The sequence below is a fragment of the Geothrix paludis genome (assembly GCF_022808815.1).
In the GTDB taxonomy this organism is placed as follows: domain Bacteria; phylum Acidobacteriota; class Holophagae; order Holophagales; family Holophagaceae; genus Geothrix; species Geothrix paludis.
Map to the genome: position 1 here is coordinate 875,212 of NZ_JAKZLC010000001.1, position 24,604 is coordinate 899,815.

The following is a 24,604-nucleotide window of genomic DNA, read 5'->3' on the forward strand; positions in this document are numbered from 1 at the left end:
ATCGTTCGAGGTGCGGGGCCGGTTTCGGTTGGTTCCGAGAACGTCTAGGAGGCCCCCACCTCGCCGCTAATAATCAGCACGGCGGGAATGGCCACCAGGTCGGCCACGGGGCGCACCACTGCGGGCGACATCGCCGCAGCTGCCGAGTGATCGAGGTGGGAAAGGCTCATGGCCGATGAGTCTTGGGGATCGCGCGGGGAAAGTCAACCGTGAAGTCAGGTCATATCGGGGGGTCATGGGAATCCTCAGGAGAATCGATATCGAAGAGGTCGGGTTCAAGGGGTCGGGTCGATGTAGAAAGGCCCCGCCTGGGTGCGGGGCCGGGATCTGGATGCTGCCGTCCCCGCCCCTAACCCGTCAGCCGCAGCACCAGCCCAGGCAGCCCGCCAATCACGCCGATGGTCCCTACCACGAAGGTGGGGATCGCGTCGGCGGGGGCGGAGACGGGAAGCATGGGTCGGGTTCCGGGTCGAGGGTTCAAAGATGGGGGCGGGCGCCCTCGGGCGAACCGCACCAGGCGTAGGCGGAGTCAGCCAGCCGGGCTCCCTTGGCGCCGGGCGGGCGGATGGCATCGCGGATCTTGGCGCCCAGGGCCTGGGTGCCGTGGTGGTGCTTGAGGCCCCCCAGGTCCGAGGTGCCGTGACCGCCCTTGAGGACGCGGTCCACCGCGGATTCCAGGGCGCGGGCCTCCACCTCGAGCCGGAGGCTGTGGCGGAGCAGCATGGCCGCCGAGAGGATGGTGCCGATGGGGTTGGCCGCGTCCTTTCCGGCGATGTCCGGCGCAGAGCCGTGGATGGGCTCGTAGAGGCCCACGGGACCACCCAGGCTCGCCGACGGCAGCAGGCCCAGCGAGCCTGCGAGCACCGCGGCCTCGTCGCTGAGGATGTCCCCGAAGAGGTTCTCCGTCAGCACCACGTCGAAGTCGCGGGGCCGGGTGATGAGGGCCATGGCGAAGCTGTCCACGTAGGCGTGGCTGACCTTGACCGTGGGATACGCAGGCGCCAGCTCATCCACCACCTGCCGCCAGAGGCGGGAGGTCTCCAGCACGTTGGCCTTGTCCACGGAAACCAGCAGCCGCCGCCTGGAGGCGGCCAGCTCGAAGGCCACCCGCGCGACCTGCTCGACTTCTGTGCGGGTGTAGGGCAGCGTGTTCACAGCCCGCTCGGCGGAGAAGGAGCGTGGCTCGCCGAAGTAGAGGCCACCACCCAGCTCGCGGACGATCATCAGGTCCGTGCCGTGCACCACCTCCGGGCGGAGGGGCGAGGCATCCTCCAGGGCTGGGTGGACCTTGACGGGGCGCAGGTTGGCGTAGAGGCCCAGGGCGCGTCGCAGGCGCAGCAGGCCGGACTCGGGGCGCTGCTCGCGCGGGTGGCGGTCCCAGGCCGGACCACCCACGGCGCCCAGCAGGACGGCGTCACTGGCCTGGCAACGGGCCAAGGTCTCGGCCGGCAAGGGATCGCCCGTGGCGTCCACGGCCGCGCCGCCGACCAGGGCTTCCTCCAGATGGAACTGGTGGCCGAAGGCCTTGGCCACGGCGGTGAGGCAGGCGGCCGCCTCGCGGACCACTTCGGGGCCCACGCCGTCGCCGGGAAGAAGGGTGATGCGGGCTTCCACGTTCAGACTCCCCAGAGGTACTGGTCAGGGTCCGCCCCGTCCTCCGGGGACGCGGCGGGCAGCGCGGCGGCCTGGACGGCAATGTCCGTCCTGGCGTCGGCGGATTCAAGGCCTTGCGGCAGGGTTTCCTTCATCACATCACCCCCTGGCGGCGGACGGGACCGGCGGCGGGCGTCTCGGCGGAGCGGCGGGCGAACAGCACCTTGTTGGAGGCGTTCAGGTAGGCCCGGGCGCTGGCCTCGACAATGTCCGTGCTGGCGCCCTTCCCCCCTTGGATGACGCCGCCGAACTCGACCTGGACGAACACCTCCCCCACCGCGTCCGCGCCGCCCGTGATGGAATGCATACGGAAATCCACGAGCTTCCCCTTCAGGCCCGTGAGCTTGTCCACCGCCGCGAAGACCGCGTTGACCGGGCCGTCGCCCATGGCGGTCTCCGTGGCCTCCCCCGCCTCGCCGGCCAGGGTGACCAGGGCCGTGGCGAACATGGCCGTGCCCGCCGTGGCCTGTACCGCGCGGAGCTTGAAGGCCTCGGGAATATGCGCGAGCCCGTCGCGCACGATGGTCAGGAGGTCCTCGTCGAAGATCTCCTTCTTCTGGTCGCTGAGCTTGGTGAAGAGCTTGTAGGCCTTCTCCAGGGCCGCCTTGTCCAGGGGGTAGCCCAGCTCCTCGAAGCGCTTGCCCAAGGCGTGGCGGCCCGAGTGCTTGCCCAGCACCAGGCTCGTGCGGTTCGCCCCGACGGATTCCGGGGTCATGATCTCGTAGGTGGAGCGGTGGCTCAGCATGCCGTGCTGGTGGATGCCGCTCTCATGGGCGAAGGCGTTCCGGCCCACGATGGCCTTGTTGGGCTGCACCTGGACGCCGGTGATGTTGGCCAAGGTCTGGCTGGCGCGGGTGATGGCCTCCCGGTGGACGCCCGTCTCGTAGGGCAGCGCGTCCCGGCGCACGGACAGCGCCATGACCACTTCCTCGAGGGCGGCGTTGCCGGCCCGCTCGCCGATGCCGTTCACCGTGCACTCCACCTGACGGGCCCCTGCGGCCACGGCCGCCAGCGAGTTCGCCACGGCCAGACCCAGGTCGTTGTGGCAGTGGACGCTGATGGTGACGCCGTCGATGCCCGGGACCTTGTCCCGCAGGTACCGGATGAGGCGGCCGTACTCATCGGGCACGGTGTAGCCCACGGTGTCGGGCACGTTGAGGACCGTCGCCCCCTCCTCGATGGCTGCGGTGAACACCGCCACCAGGAAGTCCCAGTCGCTGCGGGTGGCGTCCTCGGCGGAGAACTCCACGTCCGGCGTGAAGCCCTTGGCCGTCCGCACGCCCTCGCGGATCATGGCCAGGGCCTCTTCGCGGGTCTTCTGGAGCTTGTACTCCAGGTGGATGTCCGAGGTGGCCAGGAAAGTGTGGATGCGCGGCCGGGCGGCGCCGGAGACGGCCTGCCAGGCCCGCTCGATATCCTTTGGAAGGGCGCGGCAGAGGGCGGCGATGACGGGCTTCCGGCATTCGCGGGCCACGGCCTGCACGGCGGCGAAGTCGTCCTCGGAGGCCACCGGAAAGCCGGCCTCGATGACATCCACGCCCAGGGCCTCCAGCTGGCGCGCCATCAGCAGCTTCTCGTCCAGGTTCATGCTGCACCCGGGCGACTGCTCTCCGTCGCGGAGGGTGGTGTCGAAGATGGCGATCCGCTCACTGCCCATAAAGGACTCCTGGACCGGCCGGGGCCGGAGGGATCACCAAAAGATCCTCCCATCCAACCCATAAATACATTTAATTTTTTTTATGATTACATAAGTAATACTTAAAACCCTACACTTCCCGACGGAGGGTCCATGGACCTCGGACAGCTGGAAACGTTCCTGGTGGTCGCGCGCGAGAAGAGCTTCTCCCGCGCGGCGGAGCGTCTCTTCCGCACCCAGCCCGCCGTGAGCCTCGCCCTGAAGCGCCTCGAGGAGGAGCTGGGCGAGACCCTGGTGGACCGCACCACCAAGGGCGGGACGCTCACGGACGCGGGCGCCACCCTGCTCCCCCTGGCGCAGCGCATGTTCGACCTGCGCCAGGAGATCCTCGACACCTTCGGGGCCCTGAAGGGCCTCCAGCAGGGGCGCCTCAACGTGGGCGCCAACGAGAGCGTGTCCGAGTTCCTGCTTCCCCGGATCCTCCTGGCCTACCAGCAGGCCTGGCCTGCCATCAAGATCCAGGCCTACCGCCAGACCTCGGAGCGCATCCCCACCGAGGTGCTGGAGCGCCGGCTGGACGTGGGCTTCGTCTCCTACGACGCCCTCCATCCCGAGCTGGTGAGCGAGGTGATCCACCGGGACCGCATGGTGCTGGTGGTCCCGCCCGGGCACCGCCTGGCGAAGCGGAAGAACGTCAGCATCACGGACCTGGGGGAGGAGCGCTTCGTGGCCCATAACGCGCCCACGCCCACCCGGACCGCCATCATCGAACTGTTCGCCCGCTGCAACACGCCCCTGCGTCTCACCATGGAGCTGGCCTCCATCGCCACCATCCTGGAATTCGTGAGCCTTGGGGCCGGACTGGCCATCCTGCCCCGCATGACCACCACAGCGGCCGTCCGCGAGGGCCGGGTGGTGGAGATCCCCGTCCGGGAGCTTCAGGTGGAGAAGCTCATCCGCATCGTCACCCGCCGCGAGGCGGCCCTGTCCCCCGCCACGCGGGCCTTCCTCGACCTGATCCGCGCCATTGACTTCGACCACCCCGACCCCGCTCCAGCTAGGAAGAGCCCATGAGCCCGCGCACCCTCTACGACAAGATCTGGGACGAGCACCTGGTGGCCACCCGCGCCGACGGCACCAGCCTCATCTACATCGACCGCCACCTGGTCCACGAGGTCACCAGCCCCCAGGCCTTCGAGGGCCTTGTCCTGGCCGGGCGCACCCTGCGCCGCCCCGCGAACATCCTGTCGGTGGCGGATCACAACGTGCCCACCGTCGACCGCGAAAAAGGCATCGCCGACGAGACCTGCCGCCTCCAGGTGGAGGCCCTGGAAGCCAACGTGAAGGCCCATGGCGTGCCCTACATCCCCCTCCTGGACGACCGCCAGGGCATCGTCCACGTGGTGGGGCCGGAGCAGGGCTTCACGCTGCCGGGCACCACCGTGGTCTGCGGGGACAGCCACACCAGCACCCACGGCGCCTTCGGGGCCCTGGCCTTCGGCATCGGCACCAGCGAGGTGGAGCACGTCATGGCCACCCAGACCCTGCCCCAGCGCCGCTCGAAGAACCTGCGGGTGCGCTTCGAGGGGGACCTGCCCGAGTGGACGGGCGCCAAGGACATGGCCCTGCGCCTCATCGGCCAGATCGGCACCGCCGGCGGCACGGGCTGCGTGATGGAGTACACGGGTCCCGCCGTCCGCGCCCTCACCATGGAGGGCCGCATGACCCTCTGCAACATGAGCATCGAAGGCGGCGCCCGGGCGGGCCTGGTGGCCCCGGACGACACCACCTTCGCCTACGTGGCGGGCCGGCCTCTCGCTCCGAAGGGCGAGCTGTGGGACGCCGCCGTGGCCCACTGGCGCACCCTCGCCTCCGATCCCGGCGCAGCCTTCGACCAGGAGGTGGTCGTCGACCTCCGCGGCATGGCCCCCCAGGTCACCTGGGGCACCAGTCCCCAGTGGGTCACGGACATCACCGGCCGCGTGCCGGATCCCGCCCAGGCCCGCAACGCGGAGGAGCGCGAGTCCATCCTGCGGGCCCTGGACTACATGGGCCTGGAGCCAGACACGCCCATGGAGGCCATCCCCATCCAGGCCGTGTTCATCGGCTCCTGCACCAACGGCCGCATTGAGGATCTCCGCGAGGCCGCGCTCGTCGCGAGGGGCCGGAAGGTGGCCCAGGGCGTGCGGGCCCTCGTGGTGCCCGGCTCCGGCCTGGTGAAGAAGCAGGCCGAGGCCGAGGGCCTGGACCGCGTCTTCCTCGAGGCGGGCTTCGAGTGGCGCCAGCCCGGCTGCAGCATGTGCCTCGGCATGAACGAAGACCGGCTGGAGGCAGGCGTGCGCTGCGCCAGCACCAGCAACCGCAACTTCGAGGGCCGCCAGGGCCGCGGCAGCCGCACCCACCTGGTGAGCCCGGCCATGGCCGCCGCCGCCGCCGTGGCGGGCCACTTCACGGATGTCCGCCGCATGGAGGTGCAGCGATGAAGGCCTTCACTACCCTCACAGGCATCGCAGCGCCCCTTCTTCGCGCCAACGTGGACACGGACCTCATCATCCCCAAGCAGTTTCTCACCACGCTGGTGCGCTCGGGCCTGGGCCGCCACCTCTTCCACGAGATCCGCTACAGCCCCGGGGGGCGGGAACTGCCGGACTTCCTGCTGAACCGCGAGCCCTATCGGAAGGCCACCATCCTGCTCTCGGGCCCGAACTTCGGCTGCGGCTCCAGCCGCGAGCACGCCCCCTGGGCCCTCCTGGACTTCGGCATCCGCTGCGTCGTCGCCCCCAGCTTCGCCGACATCTTCTTCAACAACTGCTTCGCCAACGGCATCCTCCCCGTGGTCCTGCCCGCGGAGCAGATCGCCCAGCTCGCGGAAGCCGAGGGCCCCCTCACCGTGAACCTCCCGGCCCAGACCGTCTCCTGCGGCGGGCGGTCCTTCCGCTTCGAGATCGAGCCGGCGCGCAAGGCAACCCTGCTGGAGGGCATGGACGAGATCAAGCGCAGCGAAGCGAACCTCGCCGACATCGAAGCCTACGAGACCCGCCGCCGAGCGGAGGCACCCTGGCTGGGGGTCGGCGGGAACTGAGGAGTTAAAGACCTCCACGAAGGGCACGAAGGAAAAGACCAAGGACACGAAAAGGGCTGGGATGTCACCAGGTTCCCGTTCGTGTCCTTATCCGCGCTCACAGAGCGTATTCGTGTCCTTCGGGGAGGCTTTTCCACCTCCCCGTCGCGTTACCCTGAATGATTGCCACCTCCGGGGTTCCCGATGAAATCCATGACCGCCTTCGCCGAGGTCGTCCGGCCCCTGGCCGCCGGACAGCTCCGCCTGACGCTGCGCAGCGTCAACCACAAGGCGCTGGATCTCAGCCTGCGCCTGCCCCCTGCCCTCTTCGCTCTGGAGGCGGGTCTCCGCGCCCAGGTGCGCGAAGCGGGGTCGCGCGGGAAGCTCGACCTCGCGGTGGAGGTGCAGGACGACCCCTCCCTTGAGCCCCGCCTGAACCGCGCCCTGCTGCGCGCCCTCGCCAAGGGCTGGCAGGAGGACGCCGAATGGCTGAACCTGCCGCCCATGACGGCGGAAGCCTTCTTCCGGGTGCCCGGCGCCTTCCAGGCTCCGGATCCGGACCTGGCGGAGCGGCTGGAGGCCCCCGTGCGCGAGGCCATGGCCGCCCTGCTGGAGCTCTGGAACGCGGGCCGGATCCGCGAAGCCGAGCGGCTGCGGCCGTTCTTCGAGGACGCGCTGGGGCGGCTGCGATCCCTCCGGGAGCGGCTCCAGGCCGAGGCGGAGCTCCAGGCCGCCGAACTCCCCGGCCTCTACCGCCAGCGCATTGAGCAGCTTCTGGAGGACGCGCGCCTCACCGGCCAGCTCCCCGCCGAGCGCCTGCTGGCCGAAGCCGGCGTGCTGGCCGAGCGCCAGGACGTGCGCGAGGAGCTGACCCGCCTCGCCGCCCACCTGGACGACTTCGCCGAGCGCCTCGCCGCCGGCCGCCTCGAAGGCAAAGCCATCGACGTGTGGTGCCAGGAGGTCCTGCGCGAACTCAACACCACCGGCAGCAAGTGCAAACGCATCGCCATGACCCGCGCCGTCATGGAGGCCAAGGGGGCGCTGGATCAGATCCGCGAGCAATCCGCGAATCTGGAATAGCTCAGAATCCCAGAGGGTCGTAGGGCAGGTCCGTGCTGCTTCGCCAGGCTCCGAAGAGGCGGGTGCGCGTCCAGTCCGAAGCATCCGGCCTCAGGCGTCGCATGCGGCGGGATAGGAACCACACGGTGCCGTCCTTCATGCGGAACTCGTCATAGGGTGCGAGGCGGGCCTTTGCCATGTCCTCCGGGGCAACCTGCCCGGGGAACACGGCCCAGGCCCAGCGGCGGGCGGCCAAGCCTTCCGCCCAGGCACGGCTCTCCATCAGGGCCGGATCGGTGCTGATCCTCACGCCCGCGAGCCCGGGGCGCCCCGGGGTGAAACGCTCGAAGCGGGTCAGTGTCATCCCCTGCCGCACGAAGGGCCCGCTGCCGGGGATCCGCCAGCGGGTGAGCAGGTCCGGCAGGCCCTTCTGGGGGGTCCTGAAGCGCAGGTCCAGCGTGGCGCCATCGATCAGGCGAGAGGTCCCCCCCAGCTTCCCCAGTTCGGGCTCAAGGGCCTTCGCCATCCGGGAGGCGTCGAGCATGGTCCCGTCCTGCATCCGCCATCCGGGCCGCGCCATGAGGCGCCACCGGCGGCCGTGCCGCGAACCCTCGAGCGTCGACAGCAACTGTCCCGTCCAGCCGCCTTCCGGCGCCCTCGCCAGCAAGGTGAGGTCAGACTGGGCGGCCAGGAAGGCCTCGACCCCGGGGCCTGCGGGCAGTAGGGCCTCCACCACCGCATCGTCTTCGCCGAACTCGGGCTGGCCGGGCACGAACAGGGCATCACCTGGAGCCAGCGGTACCGGCACCAGCGCATCCTGGTACAGCCAGTACCCGCCCGCCGCCAGGGCGGCGAGCACAAGGGTCAGGAGGACCAGGCGGAGCTTCATGTCAGGCGGTCCGCAGGAGGTGGGCCAGGGGCTCGATGCGGCGCAGGGCCTCCTCGATGTCCGCCATCTCCACGTCCCGGTGGGGAATGAAGCGGATGGCCGATCCCACTGGCAGGGCGCGGACGCCGACGGTTTCCAGGGCGGCCAGGGCCACGGCCGCGTTGGGCACGGGCACCAGCAGGATGTTCGTCTCGGGCGCGGGAGCCGCGATGCCGAAGGCCCGCATCCCCTCCGCCAGCCTCCGGGTCTTGGCATGGTCCTCGACGATGCGGGGCAGGTAGTCCAGGGCCACCAGACCCGCGGCCGCCACCACGCCGCCCTGGCGCACGCCGCCGCCCAGCATCTTGCGGAGCCGCCGGGCCTCGGCCACCGCGGGCTTCGACCCGCAGACGAGGGAGCCCATGGGCGCGCCCAGGCCCTTGCTGAGGCAGACCTGCACAGTGTCGGCGCCCTCGGTGAGGGCGGAGGGTGGAAGCCCCAGCGCCGCGGCGGCGTGCCAGACCCTCGCGCCGTCCAGGTGCACCGCCAGCTTCGCGGCCTTCGCGGCGGCCACGAGGGCGCGGTGCTCCTCCCGCGGCGTCACGGTGCCGCCGGCGAAGTTGTGGGTGTTCTCCAGGCAGAGCAGGGTGGTGTGCAGGGTGTAGTAGGGGCCAGGCGTTCCCGCGGCCTTCGTCACCTGGGCCGGGGTGGGCCGGCCGGGGCCGCCTTCCCAGGCCAGGGCCTCGGGCATGCCGCCCGCCAACCATGCGGCCGTGCCCAGTTCGGAGCCCAGCACGTGGGCCTGGGCCGGCGCCAGGAAGCGGTCGCCCCGCTTGAGGTGCAGCATCAGGGCGATGAGGTTACCCATGCAGCCTGAAGGCACCCACAGGGCGGCCTCCATCCCGAGCAACTCCGCCACCCAGCCCTCCAGCCGGACCATGGTGGGATCCCGCTCCAGCACGTCATCTCCCACTTCCGCGGCCGCCATGGCGGCACGCATCTCCTTCGAAGGCTGGGTCACGGTGTCGGAGCGGAGGTCGATGGATCGCATGGGGAGATTCAAGCATGGACGAGCGGTGAGGGTTGACAAAACAGGTTTGCAATACAAACTTGTTTCATGCCCAAAAACGGACCTGACCCCAGAGCCATCCTCGACCTCGACCGGATCGTCCACGAGCCCGCCCGGTTGGCGATCCTCACCGTCCTGGCCTCGGCGGAGGAAGTCTCCTTCCTCTTCCTCCAGCGGGTCACGGGACTGAGCAAGGGCAACCTCTCGAGCCACACCCAGAAGCTCGAGGCGGCGGGCTATCTGGAGACCGTCAAGGCCTTCCAGGGCCGCATTCCCGTGACCAGCTTCCGCATCACCGAGGACGGCCGGGCCGCCCTCCGGGTCTACCACCAACAGCTCCGGGCCCTGCTCCCGAAGGAAGGAAAGCCATGACCACGACGGACCTGAAGGCCCTTGAATCCCTGACCCGGGACTATGCCGCATTCCAGTCCCATAAGAGCGGCCTGGCCACGGCCCTGGGCGGACTCATGGCGGTGCTCTTCCTGACGGCCCCGATGTACGTCGATGCACTCGGCATCCGCCTGATGGGGCGCTACCTCCTGGAATACCTCCTGCTCGCGCCGTTTGTCTGGCTGGTCCTGAAAGCCCTCCTGGGCCGCGTCCTCTATCGCGATCTTGGTGAGGTCAAAGCCATCCCGGATGCCGCCTACGAGCGCCGCCGGTGGTTCTGGATCCTGGGTATCGCCCTGTTTATCGGTGTTTTCCTCATTCTCTGCATCCTGGGGTTCGCTTCCGGGTTTCTGCACGCCATCCCGGCGGGCGCATGCGTGAGCATGCCTTCGCTGGGCGCCCTCTGGCTCCCCCTCCTCTACCTCGCACCCCTGCCCTGGATGCTCCGCGGCATCGAAGAAGCGCGGGCCTACGCCGTCCTGGTCGGCGAGTGCATGCTCTGGTTCCTGGCCTCGTTCCTGGCCTTCTGGAGCACCCGGTCCTATCGTCAACCCTCCATGGAAACCGCCTCCACCGTCGTCCAGATCACCCTGGTATGCCTCCTGCTGGCCATCCTCATCTGGAGCGCCCTGGCCATGGTCCGGGGCTGGAAGGAACACCGCGAGTACTTGGCCATCCTGCGGGCGCTTCCGCGGGAGGCCTGATTCCTCTGGCACACTGTTCCTTTGCGCCGAGGGACTGAATGAATCTGCTGCACGCCATCCTCCTGGGTCTGATCCAGGGCCTGACGGAATTCCTGCCGGTATCCTCCACGGCGCACCTGACGCTGGCGGAGCACCTGATGTTCGGCGGGCGGCCCATGCCGCTGGCCTTCGACGTCCTGCTGCACGGGGGCACGCTGATCGCCCTGATCATCTACTTCCGCCGGGAGCTGCTCCAGGTGGCCATGGGCTGCGTGGGCCGAGATTCCGAAGGCCGGAAGCTGGCGCTGTGGCTGTTCATCGCCATGATCCCCACGGGGATCTTCGGCCTCGCCACCAAGGCGGTCAAGGAGGCGGCGAAGGAGCACCTGTGGGTCTACGGAATTGGGCTCATCTGCACTTCCGGCCTGCTCTATTTCGCCAACCGCCTGAGCCGTGAGCGGAACAACCTGCGCCAGGAGGATCAGGCGGGCCGAGGGATCAGCGACCTCCGCGCCTCGGACGCCTTGGCCGTGGGCGCCATCCAGGGCATCGGCGGCGGCTTCGGGCTGTCGCGCTCCGGCTCCACCATCTCCATGGGCGTGTTCCAGGGCCTGCGCCTGCCGGTCTCGGCGCGGTTCAGCTTCCTCCTGGGCGTGCCCACCATCGCCGCCGCCGCGGCCGTGGAACTGAGGGGCCTGCTGAAACCCATCCTGAAGCACCAGCCCCTGCCCCCGGATCTGGCCTTCCCCGCCGGATCGGCCGCCCCCGCCCTGCTCTGCGGGGTGGGCGTGCTGGCCGCCGCCATCTCGGGCTACCTGGCCATCGGCCTCCTGGACCGCTTCACCCGCAAACCGAAGCTCAACGGCTTCGCGGTCTACTGCCTGGGCCTGGGCCTGGTGATGCTGGCGCTCAGCGCCACGGGCGCGCTCGGCCACCACTGAAGGCCCGGCCGCTCCCGTTCGCCGGCCGGTTTGGCCCGTTCGCCGGTCCCCGGGCCAGGGGAGCACGCTTCCCCCTACACTGGGGCCAGTCCTTCCGGAGGTCCGGTGATCCAGCTCCACGAGGTCCACAAATCCTTCACGGTGAAGGACAGGAAAACCCATGTCGCCAAGCGGATTGACGCGGTGCGCGGGATCTCGCTGGAAGTGAGGCCGGGCGAGATCTACGGCCTTCTTGGGCCCAACGGCGCCGGCAAGTCGACCACCCTGCGCATGATCGCCGGGCTCATGGATCCGGATGCGGGCTCCATCCACGTCTGCGGCCACGAGACCCGGCGGGCGCCGGAGGCGGTGCGCGGGTGCCTGGGCTACCTCAGCACGGACATGGGGGTGTACGCCCGCTTCACACCGAGGGAGCTGCTGCGGATCTTCGGCGAATTCCAGGACGTGGACCCGCGGATCGCCGAGCGCCGGGGCATGCACCTGCTGGAGAAGCTCCAGCTGGCGGATTTCGCGGACGTGAAGATGGAGGGGTTCTCCTCCGGGCAGAAGCAGAAGGTGAGCATCGCCCGGGCCCTGCTGCACGACCCCAAGGTGGTGATCTTCGACGAACCCACCACGGGCCTGGACGTCCTCACCGCCAAGACCGTCCTGGACCTGCTCGGCATCATGCGCGAAGAGGGCCGTACCGTGATCGTGTCCACGCACGTCATGCCCATGGTGGAAGACATCTGCGATCGCGTAGGCATCATCTTCGACGGCAAGCTGCATGGCGACGCGCCGCCCCGGGACCTGCTGCTCTCCCGGCGCGCGAAGACCCTCGATGAAGTCTTCTTCCAGCTGGCGGCCGAATCCGAAGTCGAAGGAGGCCACTGATGCGCGGCGCCCTGCTCATCGCCAAGAAGGAGTTCCTGGAGCTCTCCAAGGACCGCAAGACCCTCTTCTTCGCCTTCGTGCTGCCGTTCCTCCTCTACCCGGCCATCTTCGGCATGATGGCCAAGATGGCGAAGCGGGATGAGGCCCAGAACCGCGGCAAGGCCAGCCGCATCTATCTGGCGGATGCATCCGGCGCCCTCGCCGAGACGCTGCGGGCCGATCCGAAACGCTTCGAGCTGGTGCCGAAACCCGAAGGCGACCTCAAGCAGGCGGTCCGGGACCAGAAGCTGGACTTGGCCCTGGAGGCGGATCCCGGCGCGATGGAGGCCCTTCAAAAGCACGAGACCTTTTCCCTGACCGCCACCGTCGATGAAAGCGAGCACACCTCGGAGCTGGCCTTGAAGCGGGTCAAGGAGGCCCTGCGGAACCAGGAGAAGAGCTGGATCCAGACCCGGCTCGAGGGTCTTGGCGCGTCCCCGCAGTTGGCGGAGCCTCTGAAGCTTGAGGTGAAGAACGCCGCGGATCCGGCCCTGGAGATGGGCAAGGTCATGGGGCGGATCCTCCCCTACCTGCTGATGATCATGATGTACACCGGATCAATGCAGCACGGGATCTACGCCACGGCTGGGGAGAAGGAGCGCCACACCCTCCTGAGCCTCATGGCCACCCGCCTACCGAGGAACCAGATCATCCTCGGCAAGCTGCTCTACATCTTCAGCATGGGCGTGATCGCGGCCCTGCTGAACCTGCTGAGCATGGGCCTCTCCATCCCCTTCATGACCGGCGGGGCCACGAGTTCCATGCAGGCCCTGGCCGCCGTGGCCAACCCCATGACCCTGGGCCTCACCTTCATGATCATGGTGCCGCTGGGCCTCTTCTTCTCGAACTTCATCCTGCTCATGGGCATCCAGGCCCGGAACACCATCGAGGCGGGTAGCGCCATCACGCCCGGCATCTTCCTGGTGGTGTTCCTGGGCGTGTTCACCATGGCCCCGGGCGTGGACAAGATGCCATTCCTGACCTACGTGCCCGTGGTGAACGTCTGCCTGTCCCTGCGCAAGCTCTTCAGCCAGCAGTTCGACCAGCTGGAATACCTCGTGGCCTTCGCCATGACGGTGGGCCTGGCGGGGCTCATGACCTACGTCTCCACCCGGCTCCTCAACCGCGAAAAGGCCTTGTTCAAGGCTTGACGGCCGATTCCGGGGCGCCGCCATGGGATTTGCCCGGGGAAAGCTGTCATCCTATAGTTTCTCCAAGGCTTCCAGAGGATCCCGTATGGCTACGAAAGCCAAGTCAGAACAAGCTCCCAAGTCCACCCACGCCCCGGCCGGCCAGCCATCTCCGTTCGCGGAGGCGTTCGCGAAGGCGGTGAAGCTGGTGGATGGCGGCAAGCACGCCGAGGCCGTGAAGGCCCTGGACACGCTGATGGAAGAAGCCCGGACCGCCGGCGACTGGGCGGTCAAGCGCCGGGCCGAGGTCTATCGCGCCCTGGCCGAATCGAAGCTGCATCCCCCCAAGGCCGCCGCGGCCGACGCCATCACCGAGATCCAGGCCTGCCTCAACCGGCGCGATACGGATGGCGCCCTCAAGCTGCTGGAGAAGGCCATCAAGGCGCACCCCGCGCAGGGCACCCTGCACTACCTGCGCGCCGTGGCCTTCGCCCAGGCCGAGAACGCCGAGGCCTCCGCGGAAAGCATGAAGAAGGCCGTGGAGCTCGACGGCGACCTGCTGTTCCAGTGGCACATGGAGCCGGACTTCAACTCCGTCCGGAAGTCGCCGCTCTTCGCCTTCACCGAAGGCCACTAGGCCAGCAGGACCATCCTCGTGCCGGGCCCCCTGGGTCTCCATGCCGATCAGCCGCTGAAGGTGGTGGCCCTGGGCGGGGGCACCGGCCTCGCCGCGCTGCTGCGGTCCCTGAAGCGCGAGGCGGGACGGAGCCGCGACCCCTGGAAGCTCACGGGCATCGTCACCGTGTCCGATAACGGCGGATCGTCCGGCCGGCTCCGCGACGAGCTTGGCGGCATCCCGCCCGGGGATCTCCGCAACTGCCTCTCGGCGCTGACGCTGGAGGATTCGGCGCTCTCGGACCTCCTGAACTACCGGTTCAAGGGGGACGGCAGCCTGGCGGGCCACTCCCTGGGGAACCTGATGCTCTGGGCCCTGGCGGATCTCACGGGAGATTGGGTCCGCGCCATCCGCCAGCTCTCGGGCGTGCTGGTGACGGTGGGGCGCCTCTTCCCCTCCACGGTGGTCCCCATCACCCTCTGCGCCGAGGACATGGACGGGCGCCTCTATCAGGGCGAGACCGCCGTGGGCTCCTGCCGCCCTCCCCTGGCCCGCCTCTGGATGGAGCCCGCGGACGCCGAACCCCTGCCCGAGGCCGTGCTGGCCCTCCTGCGGGCGGACCTGGTGATCCTCAGCCCAGGCAGCCTGTACACCTCCACCATCTCCAACCTCCTGCTCTCCGAGCTGCAGGAGGCGGTGGCCATCTCCCGGGCCCCGGTGATCTACGTAGCCAACCTCATGACCGAGCCAGGGGAATCCTCCGGGATGGACCTGGAGAACCACGTGGCCGCCATCGCCGCCTTCGGGCGCGTCGGCATCTCGGCCGTGATTGCCAATTCGGCGCCGTTCCGGCCCGACATGCTCGCCCGCTACCGGGAGGAGGGCGGCGAGCCCATCTCCGCGCCCGCCAGCGAGGTCCTGGGCATCCCCGTGCACCGGTTCCCCCTGCTGGACCCGGAAGCCCCCATGGCGCGGCACCACCCCGACCTGCTGAACCAGGCCATCCGCGCCACCCTGGACCGGCTCTGACCAAAGCCTGAGCGGCCGCGGATCAGGCCGCACGGAGCTTGGATATTCCTGATCATCCTGGGTTCCAGCCAAGGATCGAGGTACCCTTGACGGAACGGGAGGCAAGGTCTTGGCCCTGAGCGGTGATCTGGCGACGATGGGCCTGGAAGATCTCTTCCAGTGGCTGGCCGTCGGCAAGAAATCCGGCGTGCTGGAGCTCCGGGGCCCCCTGCACACCAAGCGCGTGGCGCTCCATGAGGGCCGCATCACCAGCGTCTGGTCCTCCGATCCCAGGGAGTACCTGGGCCAGTACCTGCTCGCCTTCAACCGCATCACCGAGGACCAGTTGCGCGAAGCCCTGGCCACCCAGGAGGACGAGCAGCAGCTGCTCGGGCGCATCCTCGTCGATCGCCACTTGATCACCGAGGCGGAGATCCGGCGCATCGTCCAGGTGAAGGTCGAGGAGAGCATCTACGACACGTTCCTCTGGAGCGTGGGCAGCTTCGACTACCACGACGGTCTCGATTCCCACCAGAAGTCCATGCTGCTCAGCCTCGACGTCACCGGCGTCGTGCTGGAGGGCGCGCGCCGGATGGATGAATGGAAGCGCATCCGGCGGGTGATCCGAGGCGGCGACGCCGTGCTCGCGCCCATCCCCGAGGCCATCGCCGAATGCCTGCCCCTCGCCCCCGAGGACGCGGACATCCTGGCGCGCATGAATGGGCAGGTCCGCGTGGACCAGCTCATGCTCACCATCCGCATGCCCGAGTACAAGATCAACAAGCTGCTCTTCGACCTCCACGAGAAGGGCCTGGTCCGCATCGTGGATCCAGGCGGCGGGCTGGGCGAGAACCCGAGCCTCCACCTCCAGCGGGCCCGCGCCTTCATGGAAACGCAGAAGCTCCAGGAGGCCCAGGAGGAACTCCGGCGCATCCTCCAGGATCAGCCCAGGCACCTGGACGCGGGCCGGATGATGGCCGTGGTCCAGAACCTCCTGGAGGACAAGAAGCTGGATCAGGAGCTGGTGCCCGAGTTGGCGGTGAGCCTGGATCAGCTGGTGACCACCGATCTCGGATCCAACGAGGCCTTCCTGGCCACCCGCGTGAACGGCCTGTGGTCCATCCGCGACATCCTGTCCATCGCGCCCTTCGAGCAGGACGAGTGCCTTGCCATCTTCTCCCGGCTCATCAAGCGTGGGATTCTCAGGACATCGAAACCCATCAAGGGGAGCGATCAGGCGGGTGCCGCCCTGCGCTGATCCCCCCGGATCCGGAGGTGCCATGCGCATTGCCATCGCCCTGCTGCTGATCACCCTGCCCCTCGCCGCGGCGAAGAAGCCCACGGCCGCCCAGCTCCAGGCCCAGGTGAAGCGGCTCACGGAAGAGCGGGACAGCCTCAAGCAGCGGCTTGCGTCCACCGAGGACATCCAGCAGGAGCTGGCCGCGGCCCAGAAGGCCCGGGACCTGTCCAAGACGGAGGCGGAGGCCGCCCGGAAGGAGCTGGACGAGGTTCGCGCCTCCCTCAAGGAGAACGAGCGGGGCGGCGACGCCATCCTGAAGGACGTGAAGACCGCCCGCCAGGAGGCCGAGGACGCCAAGGCCGAAGCGGCGAAGCTCCGGGCGGAGAACGAGCAGCTTCGCGCCAAGGCGAGCGCCGTACCGGCGGAGGGCGATCTGGTGGTGCTGAGCCAGGACCTCCAGCCCGCCCGACCCATCAACCTGAACCGCGTGGTCCCGCGCCTGAAGTCCTCGGGCTTCTTCAAGGCCCGGCCCAAGGGGGTCGTCGTGGTGAACGTCCTGGTCAACGAGAAGGGCGAGGTGGTCGCCTCCCGGCTGATCCAGGGCCTGCCCGGGGACGGTCCCGACGAGAAGGAAGCGGACGAGGCTTGCGTGGAAGCGGCGAAAAAGCTCGTCTTCGACCCGGCCGCCTCGGCAGACGGCAAGACGCGCTTCAAGGTCTGGCAGGGCGTGGGGTTCTATTTGGATTGAGGCTTCAGGCTTCGGTCCTCAGTCCTCAGTCTTCAGTAAAGGACAGGGAGGGCGAGGTGTCACTGAGGCCTGAGGCCTGAGGACTGAGGACCGAGGCCTGCCTACTCCCGCTCACCCCAGGGGCTGGGCTCACCGATGGCCCACCGGGCCTCGTACCACACCTTCTCCAGGCAGAGGCCATCGGGCGGGGCGGTGAGGCCGGCCTGGGCGCGGTCCCTCGCGGCGATCACGGCGCCGAGGGAAGCCGGGCTCCGCTTCCCCTTCCCCACTTCCACTAGCGTGCCGGTCATGATGCGGACCTGGTGCATGAGGAAGCTGCCGCCTTCGAAGATGAGGTCCACGCCGCCTTCTGTCGGTTCCAGGCGAAGGGCGTGGATGGTGCGCACGGGCGTCTTCGCCACGCATTCGGCACAGCGGAAGCTGGAGAAGTCATGGGTTCCCAGCACCTGGCGCGCGGCCTGCGCCATGGCCGCCAGGTCGAGCGGCGCCGCCTGGTGGACGTGCCAGCGGAACGCCGCCATCAGCGGATCCTCCGACGGCCCAAGGCCCAGCCGGTAGACGTAGCGCTTGGCCACGGCGTGCTGCCGGGGAAAGAAACCCTCCGGGGCTGGTTGCGCTCCCATCACCCGGATGTCCTTCGGCAGATGCGCGTTCAGCGCGGCCAGGAGCCGGTAGGGGTCCCAGGCCCGCGCGGTGTGGATCAGCACCCCCTGCGCGCGGGCATGCACGCCCGCGTCCGTGCGCCCCGTGCCCTGGGGCATGGGCGCTTCCGGGTCGAAGGCGCGCAGCGCCTTCCACAGATCCCCCTGCCCGCTCCGCAGGCTCGTCTGGATCTGCCAGCCGTGGAAACCCCCGCCCGCGTAGGCCACGGTGAGGAAGTAGGGATGTGCCATAGGACATCATAGGCCGCGAACCGCCTCTGGCGCCCCTTCCACGGAGGGGCTCCGGCCCAATGGCCCGTTCTACGGTGATCTGCGACATCCATGGCACTTAGGCTCCAGCGTTTCCGGCTGTTCCTGTGTTCCATGACACTCTAGAATCCCCAGGGAGGCCGATCTGCGAATTTTTTTGAAAGAAAAACCTTGACCATGCTGCGTCTGCGGCGTAGCTTCTTGGCAGTTTAGGAAATACAGTATTCATCGGCCTTTCCGGGCCAGTGCTATTCGAAAACCCAATAGGTACGGTCGTCTCCACACGGAGCCGATTCCGTTTTCCTCAACCCGGGGACACAGATCCCCAAATTCGGAGGTTTCCATGAACAAGGCTGAACTGGTCAGCGCCGTCGCCGACAAGGCCGGTATCACCAAGGCCCAGGCCGCTGCCGCCCTCGATCAGGTGCTCGGTGGTATCGCTTCCGCCCTGCGCAGTGGCGACAAGGTCACCCTCGTGGGCTTCGGCACCTTCTCCGTCGCCAACCGCGGCGCCCGCACCGGCCGCAACCCCCGCGACAACAAGCCCATCAAGATCGCTGCCAAGAAGGTCGCCAAGTTCAAGCCCGGCAAGAAGCTGGCTGACGAAGTCAACGGCAAGGGCGGCAAGAAGCGCAAGTAGGATCAGGCTGGCCGGCCCTGCCGGACACCAGGATCTCAGGACCCGCTACGGCGGGTCCTGTTTTGTACCAAAAGCCTTTTTTTATTTATTAATGGTCAGACATGCCCCTGAAGCCACGACGGGCCAGCCTTCTCGGTTTCCTCTGGATGGCAGGCGGTAAACCCCTCTTCTCTTTGTGATGCGGCCGAATCCATCGAAGCGCGTCAGGTGATCATCCTGTGTCATCCTGGGATTTCGCCATGGATGCCACCCACCCCAGCGCCCCGCCCGTTGCCCTGTGCCTGGGCGGGATGGATCCGTCCGGCGGAGCAGGCCTGCTGCGTGATGCCCTGGCCTTGGCAGAGCTGGGCTGCCAGCCCATGGCGGTGAGCCTGGCGGAGACCCTCCAGAATGGCCTGGGCTGCTCGCGGATCGATGCGCCCGCCATGGACCCGGTCCAGCGCCTGGAGACTCTCGCCCCCCATCTGGCGGGCCGCTGGGGCGTGAAGGTCGGCCTCTGTGCCCTGGAGGCGGACACCTTCCGCCGCCTCTGCGCCACCCTGCGCCACCTCGCCCCGCCCGTCCGGATCTGGGATCCCATCCTCGCCCCCAGCGCCGGGGTGGGCCTGCACGATGGCGGGGACCTCCGCCGCCTGGCCGCGGATCTGCTGCCCATGGGTGGCTGGGTGGTGAGCCCCAACCGGGGCGAGGCCGCGGCTTTCGCCGGCTTGCCACCCGAGGCCATCCGCAGGGCGGACCCCTCGGCCCTCGCGACCCCCTGGCTCGAGGCTGGCGCCGCCGCCGTGTGGCTCAAGGGCGGGCACGCCGCCGGTGACGTGGTGCAGGACCTGTGGATCACCCGGGACGGCATCGAGGCCCTGGATGCCACGCCCCGGCTTCCGGGCCAGCGCCGGGGCACGGGCTGCCTCCTGTCGGCCTCCTGGCTGGGTCTGCGCTTGCAGAAGCGGGATGACCGCGCCGCGGCCCGGGAGGCCGCCCGCCGTCTGCGGGAGCGCTGGGACCAGGCCTTCACTCCGGGCGGGATGGGCCGGCCCATGTTCGCGCCCATGTCCGCCTTTCTTGAATCCGCTGCCGGGGAGGCCCGGTGACGGAGCACGAAGGCCGGGGCTTCATCCTGCGCACGGCGACGGACGGGCCCTGGGCCGGCTGGGCCGGGTCGCGCTTCCTCGAGGAGGGTCTGGCCTCGGTTCATGCCGCGCCCGGACGGGCTCTGGCCCGGCTCATGAACCTGATGTCCTTGCTTCCGGGAGGCTTCGGCCTGGTCTGGGACCATCCCCCCGCTTGGATGGAAGCCCTGCCAGCGGAGTCCCGCCAGGGCTGGTGGGAGGCCATCTCGGCCATTCCCGGCCTCACCCTGCACCTGGGGCCGGAGGCCGCGGCCCAGCTCCCGGGCGGAGCCTTCCGCGCCTGGCTGCATGCCCCGGAGGCCCCGGAAGGCCCCTTGGGCGAGGCCTGGCGCCAGGGGGTCATCGGCTGGGTGCCGCGAACCGGGACCGCATGGCGTCTGCCGGACCTGGGCACCCCAGCCCCCGGCGATGAAGTGCCGCCCGGCTGGCTCTGGGGCGAGGTGGTCCTGCCCCTCGGCGCGCTTTCCACGCTGGCCTCGGGCGAAACGCTCGTCGCGGCCATGTCCGAAGCCCAGGGCTCGGCGGAACGCGGTCTGGCCCAGCGCATGTCCGCGAATGCCTGGGTGGACCTGCCTTTCCTGCGTCGCACGGCGGGCTGGCGCCTGGCCCTGGCGGGTGGCATCGAGTTCCAGCGCGCCGGCGGCGCCTGGCCCGCGGCTTTCGGCCAACTGCGCGCCCTCAAGGCCCTGCTCCAGGAGCGCCTGCGGACGCCGATCCACCTCGGTGCCTGCGGCGATCCCGTTGCGGCGGCCCTGCTTGGGCGCCAGGCCCTGCGCGAGGGCCTGCCCTGGCGGGCGAGCCTGCCGCTTCCTCCGGCGCCCGGGGCCTTCACCCCCGGGCTCGCCGCGGATCCCCGGGATCCCGCGCCCATCGAGGCTCGCGCCCTCCAACCCGCCGGCTGGCCCGAGACCCTGGACCACCCGCCGACGATCCTGCTGCGCGTGCCCGCGGTGCCTCCCGAAGCCGGGGCGCAGGCGATGCTGGCCCAGATCCAGCCCGCCCCCGCCCTCCGCTGGCTGCCGCCGGATCTCCCGCCGCCACCGCCCTTCGATCCCGACCGCCCCTGGTCCCCGCCTGCGGCCTTCCCCTTCCCGGCCGATCCCGGAAACGGGGTGCAGCGGGGGCTCTTCGAGGAATTCGAATAGACCTGGGAAAAGGATCTCCACGAAGGACACGAAGAAAAGAGGCAGACCACGAAGGATGAGTCTGTGTCTTCGTGTTCTCGTCTTCACTTCGTGTCCTTCGTGGAGTCCTTTCTTCCTCTCGGCTGGTAGCGTGGAACCCGGAGCCGCCATGTCCGCCGAACACCTCGAACAGCGTTCCCGAGTCCGCATCGCCCTGCTGTCCATCACGGCGGGCGTGGCCGTCCTGGGGCTGAAGTACCTGTCCTTCATCCTGTCGGGCTCGGTGGCCCTGAAATCCGACGCCATCGAGAGCGTGGTGAACGTGGTGGCCGCCATCTTCGCCCTGGGCGCCGTGGTCTTCGCCGGCAAGCCCGCGGACAAGGAGCACCCCTACGGACACGGCAAGATCGAGCACTTCAGCGCGGCCTTCGAGGGCGGGCTCATCTCCCTGGCCGCGGCGTTCATCCTGTTCGAGGCCTTCCATGGGCTCATCCACGGGGTGGAGCTGAAGAACCTGGGCCTGGGCCTAGCGGTGAACCTCGTGGCTGGTGCCCTGAACGGCCTGCTGGGCTGGTTCCTGCTCGCTCAGGGCCGCAAGACGCGGTCGAAGGCCCTGGAGGCGGATGGACACCACATCCTGTCGGACTTCTGGACCACCGTGGGCATCGTCGCCGGCCTGCTGGCCGTGAAGCTCACCGGCATCAAGTGGCTCGATCCCGTCATGGCCATGATCGTGGGTCTGCTGCTGGCACGCACGGGCTTCCGCCTGGTGAAGGAATCCTCCCAGGCCCTGCTGGACATGGAAGATCCCAAGGTGCTGGCCCGGGTGCTCACCTCCATGAACCGGGTGCGGACCTGGGACATCATCGCCGTCCACGAGATGCGAACCTTCCGCTCGGGCCGCTACACCCACGTGGACGTGCACATGGTGGTCCCCGAGTACTACCCCGTGCGCCAGGCCCACGACCTCTGTGAAGGCTTCGGCAAGCGCGCGCTGGAAGGCGCCGAGATCGAAGGTGAAGTGCACACGCACGTGGATCCATGCGGCCGCCTGTACTGCGAGCGCTGCCCCGCAGAGACCTGCGCCATCCGGCGCGCGCCCCACACCGGCGATACGGCTTTCGCGTTGGAGGAGGCCACGGCCGCCGGGCCAGCCTGAACCGCTAGACTCTTCTCCATCATCATCATGAGGCCCCCATGTCCGAGCCCCTCCTGATCGCCAAAGGCGCGTCCGACCTCGCCCTTCTGCCCCGCATGGCCAACCGCCACGGCCTCGTAGCCGGCGCCACGGGCACAGGCAAGACCGTGACCCTGCGGACCATGGCGGAACGGTTCTCGTCCATCGGCGTGCCCGTCTTCCTGGCGGATGTGAAGGGCGACCTGCCCGGCGTCTGCAAGCCCGGCGGCGACAATCCCAAGGTGGCCGAGCGCGTCGGCCAGCTGAAGCTCGAGGGCTTCGAGTATCAGGGCTATCCCGTGACCTTCTGGGACCTCTACGGCCAGCAGGGCCACCCGGTGCGCACCACCGTCAGCGACATGGGTCCCCTGCTCTTCGCGCGGCTGCTGAATCTCAACGACACCCAGGGCGGCGTGCTGAACCTGGTGTTCAAGATCGCCGATGACAACGGCCTACTGCTGCTGGACCTCAAGGATCTGCGCAGCATGCTCCAGTTCGTGGGCGACCACGCGGCCGAGTTCAAGACCCAGTACGGCAACGTCTCCGCCGCCAGCATCGGCGCCATCCAGCGCGGCCTGCTGGAGCTGGAGAGCCAGGGCGGCGAGGCCTTCTTCGGCGAGCCGGCGCTGGACCTCGACGACCTCATGCAGACCGATTCCAAGGGCCGGGGCGTCATCAACATCCTGGCGGCGGACAAGCTCATCAACGCCCCCAAGCTCTACGCCACCTTCCTGCTGTGGCTGCTGTCGGAACTCTTCGAACGCCTGCCCGAGGTGGGCGATCCCGAGAAGCCCAAGCTGGCCTTCTTCTTCGACGAGGCCCACCTGCTCTTCAACGACGCGCCGGACGCCCTGCTGGACAAGATCGAGCAGGTGGTGCGCCTGGTGCGCTCCAAGGGCGTGGGCGTCTACTTCGTGAGCCAGAACCCGCTGGACATCCCCGAGAAGGTGCTGGGCCAGCTGGGCAACCGCGTGCAGCACGCCCTGCGCGCCTTCACGCCGCGGGACCAGAAGGCCGTGAAGGCTGCCGCGGAGACCTTCCGCGCCAACCCGGACCTCGATGTGGCAACCGCCATCACCGAGCTGGCCGTGGGCGAGGCGCTGGTGTCCCTGCTGGACGAGAAGGGCCGCCCCGGCATCGTGGAGCGGGCCTTCGTCTGCCCGCCGCAGAGCCAGCTCTCGCCCATCACCCCCGAGGAGCGGCAGCAGGTCATCAAGACCTCCCTGCTGGCGGGCCACTACGAGCAGGCCGTGGACCGGGAGAGCGCCTTCGAGAAGCTCAAGGCCCGCACCGAGCAGGCCATGCAGCAGGAGGAGGCCGAGGCTCAGGCCAAGGCGGAGGCGAAGGCCAGCAAGGAACCCGCCCGCCGCAGCGACAGCCTGATCGAGTCCTTCGGCAAGAGCGTCTTCCGTGCCGCCGGCAGCGCCATCGGTCGCCAGATCATCCGCGGCGTCATGGGCTCCATCTTCGGCGGCGGCCGGCGCTGACTTCCTGAACTACTGGTCACGGAAGACACGGAAGAAGGCCGGAAAACACGGAATAAAACATGGGGCTCCGATCGGAGCCCCTTTCCGTGTCTTCCGTGGAATTCCGCGCCTTCCGTGACCAGCGCTTTTCAGGCTCAGGCCGCCTGGTGCCTCAGGGCGTCGATGGCGGCCAGGAGGGCCTGGGCGTCGCTGGCGGCGTGGAGGTTCTGGCGGAAGCCGTGGCCGCCGGGCACACCCTTGGTGAACCAGGCGCCGATCTTCTTGATCTTGTGCAGGGCCTCGCGGGGCTCCAGCAGGTCCAGCAGGATCTGGAACAGCCGCAGGGTGGCGTCGATGCGCATGTCCGTGGTCACGATGAAATCCGACTCCAGGATCTGCCGGAAGAGGAACGGATTGTAGAGCGCGCCACGCCCGATCATCACGGCGGTGCAGCCCGTCTCCTCGACCATGCGGAAGGCATCCTCCCGGGCATTCACGTCGCCGTTGCCGATGATGGGGTACGAGGTGCCCGCCTCCACGGCCCGGGCGATGATGCTCCAGTCCGCGTGCCCCTCGTACTGCTGGGCCCGGGTGCGGGGGTGGATGGCCAGGGCCTGCACACCCGCGGCCTCGAACATGCGCAGGAAGTCCAGGAACTCCCCCCGCTCCTTCTGGGACGCGTCCCAGCCTGCCCGCATCTTCACCGTCACCGGCACCTTCACGGCCTTCACCATGGAAGTGACGCAGCGCTCCGCCAGTCGGATGTCCTTGAGCAGCGCCGAGCCCGCTCCGCCCTTGGTGACGTTGCTGGCCGGGCAACCCATGTTCAGATCCACCAGGTCCGCCCCGGCGGCTTCGCACAGCGCCGCGCCCTCCGCCAGGGCCTCGGGCCGCCCACCGGAGATCTGCATGGAGAGCGGCCGTTCGCCCGTGGCCGCCATCATCTTCTCCGCCTTCACCGCATGCCGGATCAGCGCCTCGCTGCTGATCATCTCCGAGACCACCAGCCCCACCCCGCCGATCTCCCGGATGAACTTCCGGAAGGGCTGGTCGGTGATCTCATGCAGCGGCGCCATGACGAGGCGGTTGGGCACCTCGATGGGACCGATGTGGAATGGTGAGTGGGGGAAGGTCACGGGCGGGCT

Annotated in this window: 26 protein-coding genes; 18 read left to right on the forward strand and 8 right to left on the reverse strand. The window is 68.8% G+C overall.

What is annotated here, in order from left to right; genetic code table 11:
- Positions 1–44 precede the first annotated feature (44 nt).
- The 4 genes from MLE64_RS15700 to MLE64_RS04005 form a co-directional block, all read right to left on the reverse strand.
- Positions 45–170, reverse strand: coding sequence for a hypothetical protein (locus MLE64_RS15700; protein WP_279342866.1), 126 nt, complete (start codon positions 168–170; stop codon positions 45–47).
- A gap of 307 nt (positions 171–477) precedes the next feature.
- The gene (leuB, locus tag MLE64_RS04000; RefSeq protein WP_243316331.1) at positions 478–1,614 is read right to left on the reverse strand and encodes a 3-isopropylmalate dehydrogenase; all 1,137 of its coding nucleotides are present in this window, start codon (positions 1,612–1,614) and stop codon (positions 478–480) included.
- A 2-nt stretch (positions 1,615–1,616) separates the two neighbouring features.
- Positions 1,617–1,748 (reverse strand): hypothetical protein, encoded by a 132-nt coding sequence (locus MLE64_RS15705; protein ID WP_279342867.1) that lies wholly within the window; start codon positions 1,746–1,748, stop codon positions 1,617–1,619.
- Positions 1,748–3,310 (reverse strand): 2-isopropylmalate synthase, encoded by a 1,563-nt coding sequence (locus tag MLE64_RS04005; RefSeq protein WP_243316332.1) that lies wholly within the window; start codon positions 3,308–3,310, stop codon positions 1,748–1,750. Before MLE64_RS04005 ends, MLE64_RS15705 begins: the two co-directional genes overlap by 1 nt.
- Before the next feature lie 132 nt (positions 3,311–3,442).
- Between MLE64_RS04005 and MLE64_RS04010 the strand changes: the two genes are divergently transcribed.
- The 4 genes from MLE64_RS04010 (at position 3,443) to MLE64_RS04025 (ending at position 7,430) form a co-directional block, all read left to right on the forward strand.
- Positions 3,443–4,363: a LysR family transcriptional regulator gene (locus tag MLE64_RS04010; protein ID WP_243293923.1), complete on the forward strand. Its 921-nt coding sequence runs from the start codon at positions 3,443–3,445 to the stop codon at positions 4,361–4,363.
- Positions 4,360–5,772, forward strand: a complete 1,413-nt coding sequence (gene leuC / locus MLE64_RS04015; RefSeq protein ID WP_243316334.1) for a 3-isopropylmalate dehydratase large subunit — start codon at positions 4,360–4,362, stop codon at positions 5,770–5,772. The genes MLE64_RS04010 and leuC overlap by 4 nt, the downstream gene beginning before the upstream one ends.
- Positions 5,769–6,371, forward strand: coding sequence for a 3-isopropylmalate dehydratase small subunit (leuD, locus tag MLE64_RS04020; protein WP_243316336.1), 603 nt, complete (start codon positions 5,769–5,771; stop codon positions 6,369–6,371). Before leuC ends, leuD begins: the two co-directional genes overlap by 4 nt.
- 192 nt (positions 6,372–6,563) lie before the next feature.
- Complete coding sequence (locus MLE64_RS04025) at positions 6,564–7,430, forward strand: YicC family protein (RefSeq protein WP_243316338.1); 867 nt, start codon at positions 6,564–6,566, stop codon at positions 7,428–7,430.
- Position 7,431: 1 nt separating this feature from the next.
- Here the strand turns inward: MLE64_RS04025 and MLE64_RS04030 are convergent, their stop codons facing one another.
- A complete protein-coding gene (locus tag MLE64_RS04030) occupies positions 7,432–8,298 on the reverse strand; it encodes a periplasmic substrate-binding domain-containing protein (RefSeq protein ID WP_243316341.1) in 867 nt (288 codons plus the stop codon).
- Position 8,299: 1 nt separating this feature from the next.
- A complete protein-coding gene (locus MLE64_RS04035; RefSeq protein WP_243316343.1) occupies positions 8,300–9,328 on the reverse strand; it encodes a GntG family PLP-dependent aldolase in 1,029 nt (342 codons plus the stop codon).
- Between the two features lie 66 nt (positions 9,329–9,394).
- Here MLE64_RS04035 and MLE64_RS04040 point away from each other — a divergent pair, with 66 nt between their 5' ends.
- The 9 genes from MLE64_RS04040 (at position 9,395) to MLE64_RS04080 (ending at position 17,014) form a co-directional block, all read left to right on the forward strand.
- Positions 9,395–9,718: a winged helix-turn-helix domain-containing protein gene (locus MLE64_RS04040; RefSeq protein ID WP_243316346.1), complete on the forward strand. Its 324-nt coding sequence runs from the start codon at positions 9,395–9,397 to the stop codon at positions 9,716–9,718.
- Entirely contained in the window at positions 9,715–10,440 is a 726-nt protein-coding gene (locus tag MLE64_RS04045; RefSeq protein WP_243316347.1) for a hypothetical protein, read from the forward strand. Before MLE64_RS04040 ends, MLE64_RS04045 begins: the two co-directional genes overlap by 4 nt.
- Positions 10,441–10,478: 38 nt before the next feature.
- A complete protein-coding gene (locus MLE64_RS04050; RefSeq protein ID WP_243316349.1) occupies positions 10,479–11,360 on the forward strand; it encodes an undecaprenyl-diphosphate phosphatase in 882 nt (293 codons plus the stop codon).
- 105 nt (positions 11,361–11,465) lie between these two features.
- Positions 11,466–12,233, forward strand: coding sequence for an ABC transporter ATP-binding protein (locus MLE64_RS04055; RefSeq protein WP_243293933.1), 768 nt, complete (start codon positions 11,466–11,468; stop codon positions 12,231–12,233).
- Positions 12,233–13,423 (forward strand): ABC transporter permease, encoded by a 1,191-nt coding sequence (locus tag MLE64_RS04060; RefSeq protein ID WP_243316351.1) that lies wholly within the window; start codon positions 12,233–12,235, stop codon positions 13,421–13,423. The genes MLE64_RS04055 and MLE64_RS04060 overlap by 1 nt, the downstream gene beginning before the upstream one ends.
- Before the next feature lie 85 nt (positions 13,424–13,508).
- Positions 13,509–14,039, forward strand: a complete 531-nt coding sequence (locus tag MLE64_RS04065) for a tetratricopeptide repeat protein (protein WP_243316353.1) — start codon at positions 13,509–13,511, stop codon at positions 14,037–14,039.
- Between the two features lie 18 nt (positions 14,040–14,057).
- Positions 14,058–15,047 carry a gluconeogenesis factor YvcK family protein gene (locus MLE64_RS04070; RefSeq protein ID WP_243316356.1) on the forward strand — a complete coding sequence of 330 codons (990 nt, stop codon included), beginning with the start codon at positions 14,058–14,060 and terminating at the stop codon, positions 15,045–15,047.
- Positions 15,048–15,156: 109 nt separating this feature from the next.
- Complete coding sequence (locus MLE64_RS04075) at positions 15,157–16,284, forward strand: DUF4388 domain-containing protein (protein WP_243316365.1); 1,128 nt, start codon at positions 15,157–15,159, stop codon at positions 16,282–16,284.
- Positions 16,285–16,306: 22 nt separating this feature from the next.
- Positions 16,307–17,014: a hypothetical protein gene (locus tag MLE64_RS04080; protein ID WP_243316375.1), complete on the forward strand. Its 708-nt coding sequence runs from the start codon at positions 16,307–16,309 to the stop codon at positions 17,012–17,014.
- Between the two features lie 101 nt (positions 17,015–17,115).
- On the opposite strand, the gene truA is transcribed toward MLE64_RS04080, so the two are convergent.
- The gene (truA, locus tag MLE64_RS04085; protein WP_243316377.1) at positions 17,116–17,907 is read right to left on the reverse strand and encodes a tRNA pseudouridine(38-40) synthase TruA; all 792 of its coding nucleotides are present in this window, start codon (positions 17,905–17,907) and stop codon (positions 17,116–17,118) included.
- Positions 17,908–18,268: 361 nt separating this feature from the next.
- Between truA and MLE64_RS04090 the strand changes: the two genes are divergently transcribed.
- The 5 genes from MLE64_RS04090 to MLE64_RS04110 all read left to right on the forward strand — a co-directional run bounded on the left by MLE64_RS04090 (position 18,269) and on the right by MLE64_RS04110 (position 23,480).
- Positions 18,269–18,565, forward strand: a complete 297-nt coding sequence (locus MLE64_RS04090; RefSeq protein ID WP_243285920.1) for an HU family DNA-binding protein — start codon at positions 18,269–18,271, stop codon at positions 18,563–18,565.
- A gap of 239 nt (positions 18,566–18,804) precedes the next feature.
- A complete protein-coding gene (locus MLE64_RS04095; RefSeq protein ID WP_243316379.1) occupies positions 18,805–19,653 on the forward strand; it encodes a bifunctional hydroxymethylpyrimidine kinase/phosphomethylpyrimidine kinase in 849 nt (282 codons plus the stop codon).
- The gene (locus MLE64_RS04100; RefSeq protein ID WP_243316381.1) at positions 19,650–20,837 is read left to right on the forward strand and encodes a hypothetical protein; all 1,188 of its coding nucleotides are present in this window, start codon (positions 19,650–19,652) and stop codon (positions 20,835–20,837) included. Before MLE64_RS04095 ends, MLE64_RS04100 begins: the two co-directional genes overlap by 4 nt.
- Before the next feature lie 148 nt (positions 20,838–20,985).
- On the forward strand, positions 20,986–21,975 hold the full coding sequence (locus tag MLE64_RS04105) for a cation diffusion facilitator family transporter (RefSeq protein WP_243316383.1): 990 nt from the start codon (positions 20,986–20,988) through the stop codon (positions 21,973–21,975).
- A 38-nt stretch (positions 21,976–22,013) separates the two neighbouring features.
- Positions 22,014–23,480, forward strand: a complete 1,467-nt coding sequence (locus MLE64_RS04110; protein WP_243316385.1) for a helicase HerA-like domain-containing protein — start codon at positions 22,014–22,016, stop codon at positions 23,478–23,480.
- 134 nt (positions 23,481–23,614) lie between these two features.
- Here MLE64_RS04110 and dusB read toward each other — a convergent pair whose 3' ends face one another.
- The gene (gene dusB / locus MLE64_RS04115; RefSeq protein WP_243316388.1) at positions 23,615–24,595 is read right to left on the reverse strand and encodes a tRNA dihydrouridine synthase DusB; all 981 of its coding nucleotides are present in this window, start codon (positions 24,593–24,595) and stop codon (positions 23,615–23,617) included.
- Between the last annotated feature and the right edge of the window lie 9 nt (positions 24,596–24,604).

What these genes read in the sequence shown, in the direction of transcription:
- MLE64_RS04040 (WP_243316346.1), top strand. Translation starts at nt 9,395, where the DNA reads ATGCCCAAAAACGGACCTGACCCCAGAGCCATCCTCGACCTCGACCGG.
- MLE64_RS04010 (WP_243293923.1), top strand. Translation starts at nt 3,443, where the DNA reads ATGGACCTCGGACAGCTGGAAACGTTCCTGGTGGTCGCGCGCGAGAAG.
- MLE64_RS04095 (WP_243316379.1), top strand. Translation starts at nt 18,805, where the DNA reads ATGGATGCCACCCACCCCAGCGCCCCGCCCGTTGCCCTGTGCCTGGGC.
- MLE64_RS04050 (WP_243316349.1), top strand. Translation starts at nt 10,479, where the DNA reads ATGAATCTGCTGCACGCCATCCTCCTGGGTCTGATCCAGGGCCTGACG.
- MLE64_RS04110 (WP_243316385.1), top strand. Translation starts at nt 22,014, where the DNA reads ATGTCCGAGCCCCTCCTGATCGCCAAAGGCGCGTCCGACCTCGCCCTT.
- MLE64_RS04105 (WP_243316383.1), top strand. Translation starts at nt 20,986, where the DNA reads ATGTCCGCCGAACACCTCGAACAGCGTTCCCGAGTCCGCATCGCCCTG.
- leuD (WP_243316336.1), top strand. Translation starts at nt 5,769, where the DNA reads ATGAAGGCCTTCACTACCCTCACAGGCATCGCAGCGCCCCTTCTTCGC.
- MLE64_RS04005 (WP_243316332.1), bottom strand. Translation starts at nt 3,310, where the DNA reads ATGGGCAGTGAGCGGATCGCCATCTTCGACACCACCCTCCGCGACGGA.
- MLE64_RS04030 (WP_243316341.1), bottom strand. Translation starts at nt 8,298, where the DNA reads ATGAAGCTCCGCCTGGTCCTCCTGACCCTTGTGCTCGCCGCCCTGGCG.
- MLE64_RS15700 (WP_279342866.1), bottom strand. Translation starts at nt 170, where the DNA reads ATGAGCCTTTCCCACCTCGATCACTCGGCAGCTGCGGCGATGTCGCCC.
- MLE64_RS04060 (WP_243316351.1), top strand. Translation starts at nt 12,233, where the DNA reads ATGCGCGGCGCCCTGCTCATCGCCAAGAAGGAGTTCCTGGAGCTCTCC.
- MLE64_RS15705 (WP_279342867.1), bottom strand. Translation starts at nt 1,748, where the DNA reads ATGAAGGAAACCCTGCCGCAAGGCCTTGAATCCGCCGACGCCAGGACG.
- MLE64_RS04065 (WP_243316353.1), top strand. Translation starts at nt 13,509, where the DNA reads ATGGCTACGAAAGCCAAGTCAGAACAAGCTCCCAAGTCCACCCACGCC.
- MLE64_RS04045 (WP_243316347.1), top strand. Translation starts at nt 9,715, where the DNA reads ATGACCACGACGGACCTGAAGGCCCTTGAATCCCTGACCCGGGACTAT.
- MLE64_RS04035 (WP_243316343.1), bottom strand. Translation starts at nt 9,328, where the DNA reads ATGCGATCCATCGACCTCCGCTCCGACACCGTGACCCAGCCTTCGAAG.
- leuC (WP_243316334.1), top strand. Translation starts at nt 4,360, where the DNA reads ATGAGCCCGCGCACCCTCTACGACAAGATCTGGGACGAGCACCTGGTG.
- MLE64_RS04080 (WP_243316375.1), top strand. Translation starts at nt 16,307, where the DNA reads ATGCGCATTGCCATCGCCCTGCTGCTGATCACCCTGCCCCTCGCCGCG.
- MLE64_RS04025 (WP_243316338.1), top strand. Translation starts at nt 6,564, where the DNA reads ATGACCGCCTTCGCCGAGGTCGTCCGGCCCCTGGCCGCCGGACAGCTC.
- MLE64_RS04090 (WP_243285920.1), top strand. Translation starts at nt 18,269, where the DNA reads ATGAACAAGGCTGAACTGGTCAGCGCCGTCGCCGACAAGGCCGGTATC.
- truA (WP_243316377.1), bottom strand. Translation starts at nt 17,907, where the DNA reads ATGGCACATCCCTACTTCCTCACCGTGGCCTACGCGGGCGGGGGTTTC.